Annotated in this window: 11 protein-coding genes; 7 read left to right on the forward strand and 4 right to left on the reverse strand. The window is 55.0% G+C overall.

Annotated features, from left to right (window positions below; all coding sequences use genetic code 11):
• Nucleotides 1-50: 50 nt before the first annotated feature.
• The 3 genes from FHW17_RS13355 to FHW17_RS13365 form a co-directional block, all read right to left on the reverse strand.
• Entirely contained in the window at nt 51-1,580 is a 1,530-nt protein-coding gene (locus FHW17_RS13355) for an ABC transporter substrate-binding protein (RefSeq protein ID WP_182510084.1), read from the reverse strand.
• Nucleotides 1,581-1,724: 144 nt separating this feature from the next.
• The gene (gene rhaI, locus FHW17_RS13360; protein ID WP_182510085.1) at nt 1,725-3,017 is read right to left on the reverse strand and encodes an L-rhamnose catabolism isomerase; all 1,293 of its coding nucleotides are present in this window, start codon (nt 3,015-3,017) and stop codon (nt 1,725-1,727) included.
• 20 nt (nt 3,018-3,037) lie between these two features.
• A complete protein-coding gene (locus FHW17_RS13365) occupies nt 3,038-5,128 on the reverse strand; it encodes a bifunctional rhamnulose-1-phosphate aldolase/short-chain dehydrogenase (protein WP_182510086.1) in 2,091 nt (696 codons plus the stop codon).
• Between the two features lie 215 nt (nt 5,129-5,343).
• Here FHW17_RS13365 and FHW17_RS13370 point away from each other — a divergent pair, with 215 nt between their 5' ends.
• The 7 genes from FHW17_RS13370 to FHW17_RS13400 all read left to right on the forward strand — a co-directional run bounded on the left by FHW17_RS13370 (nt 5,344) and on the right by FHW17_RS13400 (nt 12,479).
• Nucleotides 5,344-6,156: a DeoR/GlpR family DNA-binding transcription regulator gene (locus tag FHW17_RS13370; protein WP_182510087.1), complete on the forward strand. Its 813-nt coding sequence runs from the start codon at nt 5,344-5,346 to the stop codon at nt 6,154-6,156.
• A 45-nt stretch (nt 6,157-6,201) separates the two neighbouring features.
• Nucleotides 6,202-7,197 (forward strand): rhamnose ABC transporter substrate-binding protein, encoded by a 996-nt coding sequence (gene rhaS / locus FHW17_RS13375; protein WP_091882890.1) that lies wholly within the window; start codon nt 6,202-6,204, stop codon nt 7,195-7,197.
• Nucleotides 7,198-7,264: 67 nt separating this feature from the next.
• Nucleotides 7,265-8,785 (forward strand): sugar ABC transporter ATP-binding protein, encoded by a 1,521-nt coding sequence (locus FHW17_RS13380; RefSeq protein ID WP_246706825.1) that lies wholly within the window; start codon nt 7,265-7,267, stop codon nt 8,783-8,785.
• An 11-nt stretch (nt 8,786-8,796) separates the two neighbouring features.
• Entirely contained in the window at nt 8,797-9,795 is a 999-nt protein-coding gene (locus FHW17_RS13385) for an ABC transporter permease (RefSeq protein ID WP_112526402.1), read from the forward strand.
• Nucleotides 9,792-10,793, forward strand: coding sequence for an ABC transporter permease (locus tag FHW17_RS13390; RefSeq protein WP_182510089.1), 1,002 nt, complete (start codon nt 9,792-9,794; stop codon nt 10,791-10,793). Before FHW17_RS13385 ends, FHW17_RS13390 begins: the two co-directional genes overlap by 4 nt.
• On the forward strand, nt 10,790-11,113 hold the full coding sequence (rhaM, locus tag FHW17_RS13395; RefSeq protein ID WP_113095797.1) for an L-rhamnose mutarotase: 324 nt from the start codon (nt 10,790-10,792) through the stop codon (nt 11,111-11,113). The genes FHW17_RS13390 and rhaM overlap by 4 nt, the downstream gene beginning before the upstream one ends.
• 1 nt (nt 11,114) lies before the next feature.
• On the forward strand, nt 11,115-12,479 hold the full coding sequence (locus FHW17_RS13400; protein ID WP_112526052.1) for an FGGY family carbohydrate kinase: 1,365 nt from the start codon (nt 11,115-11,117) through the stop codon (nt 12,477-12,479).
• Nucleotides 12,480-12,527: 48 nt separating this feature from the next.
• Here FHW17_RS13400 and FHW17_RS13405 read toward each other — a convergent pair whose 3' ends face one another.
• The gene (locus FHW17_RS13405; RefSeq protein WP_182510090.1) at nt 12,528-13,853 is read right to left on the reverse strand and encodes a dicarboxylate/amino acid:cation symporter; all 1,326 of its coding nucleotides are present in this window, start codon (nt 13,851-13,853) and stop codon (nt 12,528-12,530) included.
• Nucleotides 13,854-13,888 lie beyond the last annotated feature (35 nt).

Here is a 13,888-nt window from a genome sequence, read left to right on the forward strand (position 1 = left end):
ACGATGCGGCGCGGACAGTGATGATCTGTCCGCGCTATGCATTGTTCCGATTACTGTTTGAGTGACACGTTCCAGAAATATGGCCATGGCGCTGGCGTAAAACCCTCCACCTTGGGTGACTTGGCCGATAGAGCATTGAAATCACCAATCTTGATGATGGGTGCTTCCGCGTAGATCACTTTCTGAACCTCCGCCCACAGTGCAATACGCTTCTTCGGGTCGGTTTCGGAATTGAAGGCATCAACAGCCACCTTGCGCGCTGGCGTGTCCCAATTGCCGGGCGCACTGGTTGACAGAGCACCGATCAGGGCGGGTTCCGGCAGGAACGGGCTATGGCTGATATAGATATCCCATAGAGCGGGATCAGCACGGCGCTGCGTCAGCGTTGCCCAGTCGACCACCTGCAATTCGACATTGATCCCGGCTGCCTTCAGATATTCAGCGGCGACCTGCGCCATCTTATAATGGAATTCATATTGGCGGCTGGTGAGAATGCGGACGGGCTTGCCGTCGTAATTGGCCTTTTTCAAAAGTGCGGCGGCCTTTTCAGGATCGCCAATATTATAGCCATCCTTGACGCCCGCATCGGTTGCCCAGCTATAAGAGGCTGGATAGAACGATCCGTTGAGCGAATAGAAATCCGTGCTACCAAAGGCGGCCGCCAGCATGTCTTCCATGTTGAGCGCGGCACGGATAGCCAGACGCATATCCTGGTTCTTGGTCAATCCCTGCGCGGTGTTCAGCACAAAGACCGGCCAGCCAAAGGGTTTCAACAGAACGGGTTCGGTTGCCTTCTGGCCCTTCACACGGTCATAGGCTTCAACCGGCAGGCTGTCCGCATAATCGAACTGGCCGGATATCGCGCCTTCAACGCGGGTATTTGCGTCGGGTACGGGCGCGAAGCGGATTTCATCAAGATATTGATGGCGTGCGCCGCCATAGCCGTTCTCGTTCCCTTCAGGGGATTTATAGCCATCGAAGCGAACAAGCTGAATATACTGATCAGCCTTGCGTTCCTTCAGCTTGTAAGGTCCCGTGCCCACCGGTTCGGTCATCGGGTTCTGTTGTTTTTCACTTGGGAGGATGATCGCTGCGGCATTGTTAAATGCCAGCAGCGACAACAGCGGTGCATGGGGTGCATTGAGCGTGATGCGAACGGTTGAGGCATCAACCGCATCAATGGATGCAATGAGCGACGCGACCTGCTTGCCGCGCGAGGCAATCTGTGTCCAGCGCTTTAGCGAGGCAACCACATCGGTGGAATCCATATCGGTGCCATCATGGAACTTAACGCCCGTGCGCAGTTTGATCGTGTAGATTTTGCCATCGGCCGAAATCTCGGGGAGGCTGGCGGCGAGAAGCGGTGTCGGGTTCCAGTTTGCGTCAAATGTATAGAGCGTCTCGAAAATATGCTGCGAAACAATGCCGACAAGATCGGCTGTCGATGCCATGGCATCAAGTGTCGGCGGCTCGCCAATGGTGGCAACGTTGATAACGCCGCCCTTGGTCTGGGCAAAGGCAGCAGGGCTGAAGGCAACCAGCGCCGAACCCAATAGGAGTGCGAGTTTCAGTGATTTCATGACAGTCCCCTTTGTTATTCCACTATTATGTTATATAGTGTGTTATAGTAGAATAAGACCAAATGTATCGAGCGCTGTCAAACAAAAAAGAAAAAGGCAGCGCTGATGGCGCTGCCTTGGAAATGCTGTTGTAGGAGGGATCGGTCAGATAATGCCGCCGCTGCCGCCTGTGCTGGCGGGTCTTATTTTCCCGACCTTCTGCCGGTAGCCGCTGGTTCGATACGCCGCGATTGGCTCAATGGCACCACCTGCCCGGCGGCGTGCTTCCGCCAGAATGGGCTCCACATCCGTCCGGTAGGCGCGCTTTAAGGCATCCGACGCCATCAGCGCGTCGTTGCTGTCCTGGTAGCCCCCCAGCGCATCACGATCCACCAGCAATGCCTGCGCATAGGCGCGGCGAATTTCATTGGCGCTGGAGATCAGGCTCTCAATCGGATCAGTCACATTGTGCGACTGATCGATCATGTGTGCCGGATGGAAACCCTCGACACCACGCTCTTGTGCATCAACGAGTTCATTGAACACGAGGAACAGCCGGTAAGGATCAATCGACCCCGCATCGAGATCATCATCACCATATTTGGAATCGTTGAAGTGGAAACCGCCAAGTTTCTTGAACTGGATCAACCGCGAAACGATCATCTCAATATTGCTGTTCGGGGCGTGGTGGCCAAGATCAACCAGACAGAAGGCCTTTGGCCCCAAGGTCTGGGCAATCAGATAATTGGTGCCCCAATCCTGCACAACGGTGGAATAGAAGGCTGGTTCGAACATTTTATGTTCGGAGAAGATGCGCCAGTCATCCGGCAGCGCCTTGTAGATTTCGGCCATGGCACCGAGATAGCGTTCAAACGACCGGGCAAAATTGCTCTGGCCCGGAAAGTTCGATCCATCCCCAACCCATACAGTCAAAGCCTTCGAGCCGATAGCATTGCCGATTTCGATGCACTCTATATTGTGCGCGATAGCCTGTTTACGGGTTGCCGCATCCACATGGCTCAACGAACCATATTTATAGGAATGCGCCTGATCCGGTGCGTCGGAAAAAGTATTGGAATTCATCGCATCAAAGCCGAGGCCAAGCGCATCCGCATGGGCTTTCAGCTGTTTCGGATCGGCCTTGTCCCAGGGTATGTGAAGCGAGACTGTGGGTGTCGCACGGCTCAGTTGATGAATGACGGAACAATCATCAAGCTTGTCAAAAATACCGCGTGGCTCGCCCTGCCCCGGAAAACGCGCAAAGCGGGTTCCGCCAGTGCCAACGCCCCACGATGGAATGGCGACGAAGAAATCCAGCACCTTTGCGGTGATTGCCTCGATATCGATGTTGCGGCGGGCGAGATGGGCTCCCAGCGCTTCAAAATCGCTCTTTTGTGCCGCAGCGCGCTTGTCATTTTCGGACGCAATAAGATCGCCGGAAATTTGCAGTTCAGCCATGATGTCCTCCCCAGACCGCTTTATCGCGTGAAGCTTTGCACGTTGCCAGCGTCGACATTGATAATATTACCCGTGGACTTGGCTGAGGCGTCGGAGGCAAGGAAATAGATTGCCTCGGCAATATCCTCAGGCAGCACATTCAGCTTGAGCAGCGACCGCTTGCGATAATGCTCTTCAAGCTCTTCCACCTGCAGATTGGAGGAGGCTGCACGTTGCTCCCGCCACTCGCCATTCCAGATTTTTGACCCCCGCAACACCGCATCCGGGTTGACAGTATTGACGCGGATACCGGCTTCCGCCCCCTCAAGCGCAAGGCAGCGGGCGAGATGAATTTCCGCAGCCTTGGCAGTGCAATAGGCACTGGCATTGGGGGAAGCAGCAAGTCCGTTCTTGGAGGCAACAAACACCACATTGCCGCCAATCTTCTGGCGCCGGAACAGGCGGAACGCTTCCCGGGAGACGAGGAAATAGCCCGTTGCCAGAATGTCCATATTGCGGTTCCACATGGCAAGTTCCGTGACTTCAATCGGGGCTGACGAGGCGATGCCCGCATTGGAGACAAGAATATCAATGCCGCCAAACTCGACCGAAGCCTCGGCAAAGCTTGCAATCACACCCGCCTCGTCTGTCACATTAAGCTGTACACCACGCACCACATCGGTGCTGTAGCGCTCGGCAAAATCCTGACGGGCAGCCTTCAATGCTTCCGCATCAATATCCGCAAGAATAACGCACGCACCCTGCCCCAGCAGCCGCTCGGCCGTCGCACGGCCAATGCCACCGGCACCACCCGTTACGAATGCCACACGACCTGCCAATGATTTGGGCTTGGGCATACGCTGCAATTTGGCTTCCTCAAGCAACCAGTATTCAATGTCGAACGCCTCCTGTTCCGGCAGCCCCTGATACTCAGAGACGGATGAAGCGCCACGCATCACGTTGATAGCGTTGACGTAGAATTCACCGGCGATACGGGCGGTCGCCTTGTCCTTGGCAAAGGACAGCATGCCAACACCGGGAATGAGGAAAATGACCGGATTGGGATCGCGCATGGCAGGCGAATTGGCGTGCTTGCAGGCGTTATAATAGCGGGCATAGTCAACGCGGTAGGCTTCAAGCGCAGCATCAAGCGCATCACCGGCAGCATCGAGATTGACCGGATCGATATCAAGCACGAGCGGGCGAATTTTCGTACGCAGGAAATGGTCTGGGCAACTGGTGCCGAGAGACGCGAGGGGACGCAGGTTTTTGGAATTAACGAACTCCAGAACTGCCGGCTGATCATCAAAATCGCCAAGCTTGCGTTCCGATACCCCGATCTTCCCGCGAATCTCAGGCATGAGCCGCGCGGCGATAGCACGACGTGTAGCTGCATCAAGGCTCTTTGTTGCCTCTCCACCAAAGGCAGCCTTATCTGCAGTCTTGCCATCAAACCAGACAATCGCCTTGTTGATGATATCAAGCGTCAACTCATAGCATTCCCTGGCATCATCGGCCCAAGTGAACAGACCATGGCTTTCAAGCACCACGCCTTTGGAATGGGGATTGGCAGCCACATAGGCACCGAGATCAAGACCAAGCTGAAAACCCGGACGACGCCATGGCAGCCAGCCAATTGTGTCCCCAAAGACCTCCTTGGTCAGCTCACGCGAATTCTTTGATGCCGCAATGGCAATAATAGCATCGGGGTGCATATGGTCGACATGCTTGAACGGTACAAAACCGTGCAATGGCGTATCAATTGACGCGGCGCGACCGTTGAGATTGAACGTGCAATGCGGCAGGAAACCCACCATACGGTCTTCGTCGGCAATGCCCGTGTAAATGGATTTCAGCGATTTCAGCTTTTCCATATAAAGCGTGGCGAAGCCATCGAGCTTAATGGTGCCCACATCACCGCCCGAACCCTTTACCCAAAGCACTTCAACGGATTTGCCAGTCAGCGGGTCCGTTTCCAATACTTTCGCAGAGGTATTGCCGCCGCCATAATTGGTAATGCGCTTGTCAGCACCCAGCAGATTGGAGCGATAGAGCAGCTTGCCCGGTTCATCCAGCTTGGCAGCTTTTTGATCGTCCCAACGATTATCCAGAAGTTGGACCTTGCCCGCCATACTTGCCTCCCGATCAATCATAAGATGGCCGGACATCGCGCCACAGCCATGTGAATTTTCTCTAGCTATGGAGCAGAGTGTGATTTCGTGTCAATCACAAATGATCAAATTCAATCATAAAATTGCAATTGTGCAGTGCAATATGAATATATTTGACTGATATTGATTGACACTGCATGTTATTTTGCGCAATGCTTGCGACAGTGGAGGGAAAAATGCACGAACGTGAGCGCCAACGTATTATCCTGAGTGCTGTTCAGGAAAAACCGTTCATCACCATTCAGGACATTGCCGAATTGACGGAAGCGTCGGAGGCAACGATCCGGCGCGATATCGCCTCCATGCATGTACAGGGCAAGCTGCGCCGGGTCCGTGGCGGCGCAGAAGCCATTCACCCGCCACAACAGACAGCGCTTGCCGGCCGGCCATTTCGGGTGTCCGAAGCGGAGAATATCGACAAGAAGCGAGCAATCGCCCGCGAAGCCGTAAACCTTTGCAATGAAGGTGATGCGATCATTCTGAATGGCGGCACGACAACATTTCAGATGGTGCATTATCTCGCCGCGCGCCGTTTGCAGATCATGACCAACTCCTTCGCCATCGCTGAACATCTGGTGAAGAACTCCAAGAGTACGGTGATCATACCCGGCGGCATGATTTACCGCGAGCAGAGCATGATCCTCTCGCCCTTCGACAATGACGTCACCCGCAATTTCTACGGCAAACGCATGTTCATGGGTGCGGTTGGTGTGGGCCCGTTCGGGGCTATGGAATCTGATCCACTGATCATTCAGGGCGAACAGAAACTGATCAATCAGGCGGATGAACTGGTGCTGCTGGTTGATTCAACCAAGTTCGCGCGCCGTTCAAGCCTGATCCTTTGCCCATTGCAGCGGGTCGCGACAATTATAACGGACGACGGCATTTCGGACGCAGACCGGAAAATGGTGGAGGACGCCGGGGTCGAGCTGATCATTGCCAAAGTGAATGCTCAGGACAAATCAAGGGATTCCGCTTCGATCGCATAAAAACCAGCGCCGGAGCGGCTATTTTCAATCTAGGGAGGAAGAAAAATGAACGTATTGAAGAAACTTGCACTGGGGTCGGCTCTGGCACTTGCCATGCTCGCATCACAGGCACAGGCAGAAACCATCAAGATCGGCCTCGTCGCGAAATCCCTTGGCAATGGCTTCTTTGAAGCAGCCAACAAAGGCGCGCAGGAAGCGGCGAAGGAACTCGGCGGCGTCGAGGTCATCTATACAGGACCAACATCAACGACAGCTGAAGGCCAGATTGAGGTCATCAATGCACTGATCGCCCAGAATGTTAATGCCATTGCCATTTCTGCCAACGATCCGGACGCGGTTGTACCGGCTTTGAAGAAGGCCATGGCGCGCGGCATCAAGGTTATTTCCTGGGACTCGGCCGTGGCCAAGGAAGGCCGCATCGTCCATCTCAACCCTTCGTCCAACGAACTGATCGGCAAGATGTGCCTGCAACTCGCCGCTGCCCATCTGCCCGACGGCAAGGGCGACTTTGCTATCCTTTCAGCAACGACCACATCGACAAACCAGAACACCTGGATTGCCGAAATGAAAAAGCAGCTGCCAAGTTTCCCCGGCCTCAATCTGGTGACAACCGTTTATGGCGATGACCTTGCTGATAAGAGCTATCGCGAAGCACAGGGTCTCCTGACCTCGCAGCCCAATGTGAAGGTCATCGTTGCTCCAACGACAGTTGGCGTTCTCGCCGCCTCGCAGGCGGTGGCAGATGCCAAGAAGATTGGTTCGGTTTATGTAACGGGCCTTGGCCTGCCATCGGAAATGGCCGGTGCCATCAAATCCGGTGCCACCAAGGAATTTGCCATCTGGAACCCGATTGATCTTGGTTATTCCGCCACGCAGATCGCCTATCGCCTCGTCAAGGGCGACACGGACGGCAAACCCGGCAGCGAGATTGAAGCCGGACGCATGGGCAAGATCAAGATCGGCGACAATGGTGAGGCCGCCATGGCTGACCCCTTCGTCTATGACGCGAAGAATATCGATCAGTTCTCCAAGATTTTCTGATCCGGCAACCGCGCCATAAAGCCCGGCAGATTTTCTGCCGGGCATTTTTCAACCCATTGGTATGTCCATGATGAACGCCGCCCTTGCCGAGCCATCACCAATTGTCCCCATTCTGGAAATGCGGGGTATCTCCAAGTCGTTTCCCGGTGTGAAAGCACTGAACGACGTCAATATCTCCCTTTATCCGGGCACAGTGACGGCGCTGATCGGCGAAAACGGTGCGGGAAAGTCTACCCTCGTCAAAATTTTGACCGGCATTTATCAGTCCGATGAAGGTGAGATTCATATCGATGGCAAGTCGGTCGCCTTTGGCAACGCACAGAATGCTATCGATCATGGCGTGACGGCCATTCATCAGGAAACCGTGCTGTTTGACGAATTGTCCGTCGCCGAGAACATCTTTATCGGTCATGCTCCAAAAACGTCTTTCGGTCTGGTCAACTGGAAGGGCGTGAATGCAAGGGCGCTCGCCCTGCTTCATTCGCTCGAAAGCAATATCGACCCGCGCGCCCGGCTGAAGGATCTTTCCATCGCCCAGCGCCATCTTGTTGCCATCGCCCGCGCGCTTTCGGTCGATGCGCGCATCGTGATCATGGATGAACCAACGGCTGCCCTGTCACGCAAGGAAGTCGATGATCTCTTCCAGATCGTCAGGCGGCTGAAGGCTCAAGGCAAAGCCATTCTCTTCATCAGCCACAAATTCGATGAGGTTTATGAGATCGCCGATAATTATGCGGTGTTTCGCGATGGCAAAGCTGTGGGCAGCGGGGCGCTCGCCGACATCAATCAGAACGATATTGTCCGCTTGATGGTTGGCCGCTCCATCGAACATGCCTTTCCAAAAGTGGATATTCCGCGTGGGGAGACAGTTCTGAAGGTCGAGAATTACAGCCACCCGACGGAGTTCCGCGATATTTCCTTCGAACTGCGCAAAGGCGAAATCCTTGGCATCTATGGATTGGTGGGCGCTGGCCGTTCGGAGATTTGCCAATCCCTGTTCGGTGTCACCCGGCCATCGCATGGCAGGCTGGAACTGGACGGCAAGGAAATCCAGATACGCTCGCCCGGCGAGGCGGTTCATGCGGGCATTGTCTATGTGCCCGAGGAGCGCGGACGCCACGGCGCCGTGCTGCAATTACCGATCTACCAGAATATCTCGCTGCCTTCCCTTGGGAAAACCTCGCGCTCTGGTTTCTTGCGTGCCGCGGAAGAACTGGCATTGGCGCGCAAATATGCCGAACGTTTTGACCTGCGCGCGGCCGCCTTGTCGGTGCCTGTTGGTACGCTGTCCGGCGGCAATCAGCAGAAGGTCGTCATCGGCAAGTGGCTCGCCACACAACCGAAAATCCTCATTCTTGATGAGCCGACCAAAGGCATCGATATCGGCTCGAAAGCTGCCGTCCATGCCTTTATCAGCGAACTCGCAGGCGAAGGTCTCAGCATTATCATGGTTTCATCCGAACTGCCGGAGATACTCGGGATGTCCGACCGCGTGCTTGTCATGCGGGAGGGTCTGTCTGCCGGTCTCTTCGAGCGTGCAGATATGAACGCCGAGATACTGGTTCGCGCCGCAACCGGCAACGCGTAAGGAGCGAGATGATTAAAAAGCTTTTCAAATTTCGCGAGATGCTGCTGGTGGTGATCATCGCCGTCTTGCTTGGGATTTTTTCCTCACGTTCACCCGGCTTTTCCAGCCCGTCAAACCTCTCGAATATTTTCAATGATACGTCGATCCTGATCATCCTGGCGCTCGGCCAGATGACCGTGATCCTGACGAAATCGATTGATCTTTCCGTTGCGGCCAATGTTGCCTTTACCGGCATGGCCGTTGCCATGTTGAATGCTGCTCATCCGGATTTGCCATTGGCGCTGATTGTTGTCATCGCGCTTGGCATTGGTGCGATCCTCGGCGCAATTAATGGTCTGTTCGTGTGGAAGCTCGGCATTCCCTCAATTGTTGTCACGCTTGGCACCCTTACCATTTATCGCGGCATGGCCTTCGTCCTGTCAGGCGGCGGCTGGGTCAACGCGCATCAGATGACCGAGCCTTTCCTGCAAACACCGCGTCATGTCTTTCTTGGTCTGCCTGTTCTCGGATGGACAGCCATCGTCATTGTCGCTGTCATTTATATCGTCATGTCGCGCACCTTCCTCGGCCGCGCGATCTATGCTTCCGGCGGTAATCCGACAGCGGCTGTATATGCGGGCATTGATGTGGGCCGCACCCGGTTTTTTGCTTTCGTCATATCTGGCACGCTTGCCGGTCTGTGCGGCTATCTCTGGGTGTCGCGCTATGCCGTGGCTTATGTCGATATCGCCGCGGGGTTTGAACTTGACAGCGTTGCCGCCTGCGTCATCGGCGGTATCTCGACACTTGGAGGCATTGGCTCGGTTGCGGGTGCAGTTCTCGGGTCACTGTTCCTCGGCGTTATCAAGAATGCCCTGCCCGTCATCAACATTTCACCCTTCTCGCAAATGGCCATATCAGGCGGCGTCATCATTGCAGCGGTGATTTTCAATGCGCGGCAGGAACAACGGCGCGGCCGCATCATTCTGCGGGATCGCGGGGCATCGGAAAAGATCGAGGGTATCGCATGAGTATCACAAGCGAAAAACGTCATATCCCGGATCGTTTGGGTACATCTGCGACGCGATTGTTTGCCAGCTGGGAAGCGCTGCTTCTGGTTGTGGCGATCCTGATTTTCATCGCCAACTCCTTTGCCTCACCTTACTTCTTGAATGCCTGGAACCTCTCGGACGCCACGTTCAATTTCACCGAAAAAGCGATGGTCGCTTTCGCCATGGCCTTGCTGATTATTGCTGGAGAAATTGATCTTTCTGTCGCGGCTATCATTGCCCTTGCCGCAACAGCCATGGGTGCTGCGGCGCAGGCGGGTGTTGGAACTCCGGGGCTCGTCGCCATCGGTATTGCGGTTGGCGTGGGATGCGGCGTCATCAACGGCATTCTGGTGGCTGGACTGCGGCTTCCCTCCATTGTCGTGACCATCGGCACAATGAGCCTGTTTCGCGGCATCGCCTATATTGTCCTTGGCGACAAAGCCTATGGCGGCTATCCCGCTTCCTTTGCCTATTTCGGACAAGGCTACGTCTTCTGGGTGTTTTCCTTCGAATTTGTCCTGTTCGCCGTACTGGCAGTTCTCTTCGCCATTCTGCTGCACGCCACAAACTTTGGCAGGCGCATCTATGCCATCGGCAACAATGAATTTGCGGCGCGCTTCTCCGGCATCCGCGTTGAACGGATCAAGTTTACCCTGTTCGTAATGACCGGGCTGATGTCCGGCATTGCTGCGGTCTGTCTTACCTCGCGTCTGGGTTCGACCCGCCCCTCCATTGCACAAGGGTGGGAATTAGAAATCGTCACCATGGTCGTATTGGGTGGCATCTCCATTCTTGGCGGCTCCGGCACCATTGGCGGTGTGGTCATCGCGGCTTTCGTGATGGGACTGGTTACATTTGGCCTAGGACTGCTCAATGTACCGGGCATTGTCATGTCAATCTTCATCGGCCTGCTTCTGATTATCACCATAACATTGCCGATTATCATCCGCCGCGTCAGGCACAGGAAGCACGCATGAACGCTCAAGAGAAATATGCGTTCAAGATGATGCTCAACCCCGGCATGGAAGAGGAATATCGGCGGCGGCATGATGCCATCTGGCCGGAGCTTGTCGACCTCCTGCGCGACGCGGGTGTGCAGGATTATTCCATTCATCTTGATCGCGAAACCAATACGCTTTTCGGCGTATTGAGTCGCCCTGCCGGGCATACAATGGCTGATCTTCCTGACCATCCTGTGATGAAGAAATGGTGGGTGTATATGGCCGATATCATGGCGACCAACCCTGATCATTCACCCGTACAGTCCGATCTGGTCTGTCTGTTTCATATGGCCTGATATGACCAAGCCACGCCATATTGCTGTCATTGATGTTGGCAAGACCAATGCCAAACTCGTTGTGGTTGATGCAGCAAGCGGTGTGGAACTTGCCGTACGCAGCACACCCAATCGCGTGGTCAGCAATGGTCCCTACCCGCATTATGATGTTGACGTGCTGTGGCACTTCTTTCTGCACTCGCTGACAGAATTTGCCGAAACACCCGGTTTTGATGCCATATCCGTTACGGCCCATGGCGCTGCGGCGGCGCTGCTTGGCGAAAACGGGCTGGCCATGCCTGTCATTGATTATGAGCATATCTATCCCGATGCCGTGCGTCAGGACTATGCGCAGCTACGGCCTGATTTTGCCGAGACCGGCTCTCCCTATCTGGCTGGCGGGCTGAATGTCGGTGCGCAGATTCACTATCAGAAAACACAATTTCCAGCATTGTTCGCAGGCGTAAAAACTGTCCTGACCTATGCCCAATATTGGGTCTGGCGGTTAACCGGAACCGCAGTGAACGAAGTAACATCTCTTGGCTGCCATACGGATCTATGGAATCCGCGAAACGGTGAATATTCCAGCCTTGTCGACAAGCTGGAACTGCGCCCGCTTTTGCCTCCCGTCCGTTCGGCTTTCGATCATATCGGAGATTTGCTCGCACCCCTGAAAACTCAGATCGGTATCAACAGATCAGTACCGGTGTTCTGCGGCATTCATGATTCAAATGCATCCTTGCTGCCGCATTTGATGACACGCACCTCGCCGTTTTCCGTCGTTTCAACGGGGACATGGGTTGTTCTGTTTGCCGTGGGCGGCCATCTGGATCAACTCGATCAGCAACGCGATACGCTTGCCAATGTCGACGCCTATGGCAAGGCAGTGCCATCAGCCCGTTTTATGGGCGGGCGTGAATTTGATCTTCTGACCGGCGGGAATGCCGTTGCTCCCGATGCGGAAACGCTTCAGCGCGTTATTCGCGATCAGGTGATGATTCTGCCAGGTCTTGCCAAAGGCACCGGCCCGTATCCGAACCGGGTGGCGAACTGGCCCAATGGCGAACCAGGCAACCCGGCAGAACGAACCGCCGCTGCTTCACTCTATGCGGCGATGATGACCGCGATCAGTCTGGAGCTGATCGGTTCGGCGGGAGCCACAATCATCGAAGGCCCCTTCTCCCGCAACGCACTTTATTTGTCAGCATTATGCAACCTGACACAACGGGAAGTAATATCGCTGCCGGGTGGTTCGACAGGAACCAGCCTTGGGGCTGCCCTGCTTGCGGGCGCGACAATCCCCGCGCCGACGAACACCGGAAATGTTCAACCTCTCGACAACGGATTCGATGCCTATGCGAAGGCATGGCGAGACCATCTCGCATGAAAAAGGCGGGCCTGAGCCCGCCTTTCCATTTCATTCTTTACCAGATCATCAACCGGCGAAGGCAAGAGCCTCTTCTTCGCTGACACCGCCATGCAGCGCACGATCAAGCATGCCTTTATCCAGTTCGCCTTCCCAACGGGCGACGACAATCGTTGCCACTGCATTGCCAACCAGATTGGTCAGGGCACGGCATTCCGACATGAAGCGGTCGATACCGAGGATCAGCGCCATACCGGCAACCGGAACAGCCGGAACAACTGACAACGTTGCGGCAAGGGTGATGAAACCAGCACCGGTGATACCAGCAGCGCCCTTTGAGCTGAGCATGGCAACGAGCAGCAGCAGAACCTGATCGGTGAGGGTCAGGGGTGTATTGGTTGCCTGCGCGATGAAGAGGGCAGCCAGCGTCATGTAGATATTGGTGCCATCCAGATTGAAGGAATAGCCGGTTGGAATAACAAGACCGACGACGGACTTCTTGCAGCCCGCTTTTTCCATTTTCGCCATCAGGGTTGGCAGGGCAGCTTCCGAGGAACTGGTGCCAAGAACGAGGAGCAATTCTTCCTTGATGTAACGGATCAGGGCGAAGATGGAGAAGCCGTTATATTTGGCAACGGCACCCAGAATGATCACCACAAACAGGATCGACGTCAGGTAGAATGTGCCGATGAGCATCAACAGATTGGCAACCGATGCAATGCCGTATTTGCCGATGGTGAAGGCCATTGCACCGAAGGCGCCGATTGGGGCGGCCTTCATCAAAATGGCGACCAGCTTGAAAATCGGTGCTGACAGCGTGTGAAGGAAGTTCGTGACGGGTTCGGCGCGCTCGCCAACCATAGCAAGCGAAATACCGAAGAGAACCGAGAAGAACAGGACCTGCAGGATATCGCCGGATGCGAAAGCACCGACAATGGTTGTTGGAATAATGTTTTGCAGGAAGCCGATAACACTCTGTTCATGCGCCTGCTGCGTGTAGGTGGCTACGGCAGCCGGATCAAGTGTTGATGGATTGATGTTCATGCCCGCGCCGGGCTGGATGACATTCGCAACGATGAGACCGACAATCAGCGCCAGTGTCGAGAAGGTCAGGAAGTAGATCATCGCCTTGCCGGCAACACGCCCGACCTTTTGCAGATCGCTCATTCCGGCAATACCGGTTGTCACGGTCAGGAAGATTACCGGAGCGATAATCATCTTCACCAGCTTGATGAAGGCATCGCCGAGCGGCTTCATGCTCGTGCCAATATCGGGATAATAGTGGCCAAGCGCGATGCCGATGGTGATGGCAACGATGACCTGAAAATACAGATGGGTATAGATTGGTTTCTTGACGCGCGGCTCTGGCGCTGCGCTGATGTTCGCAGGACTCATGTCTTCCTCCATGGTGCGAGCCGCGTCTGGCAGAA

The organism is Phyllobacterium sp. P30BS-XVII, from assembly GCF_014138335.1.
GTDB lineage: Bacteria > Pseudomonadota > Alphaproteobacteria > Rhizobiales > Rhizobiaceae > Phyllobacterium > Phyllobacterium meliloti.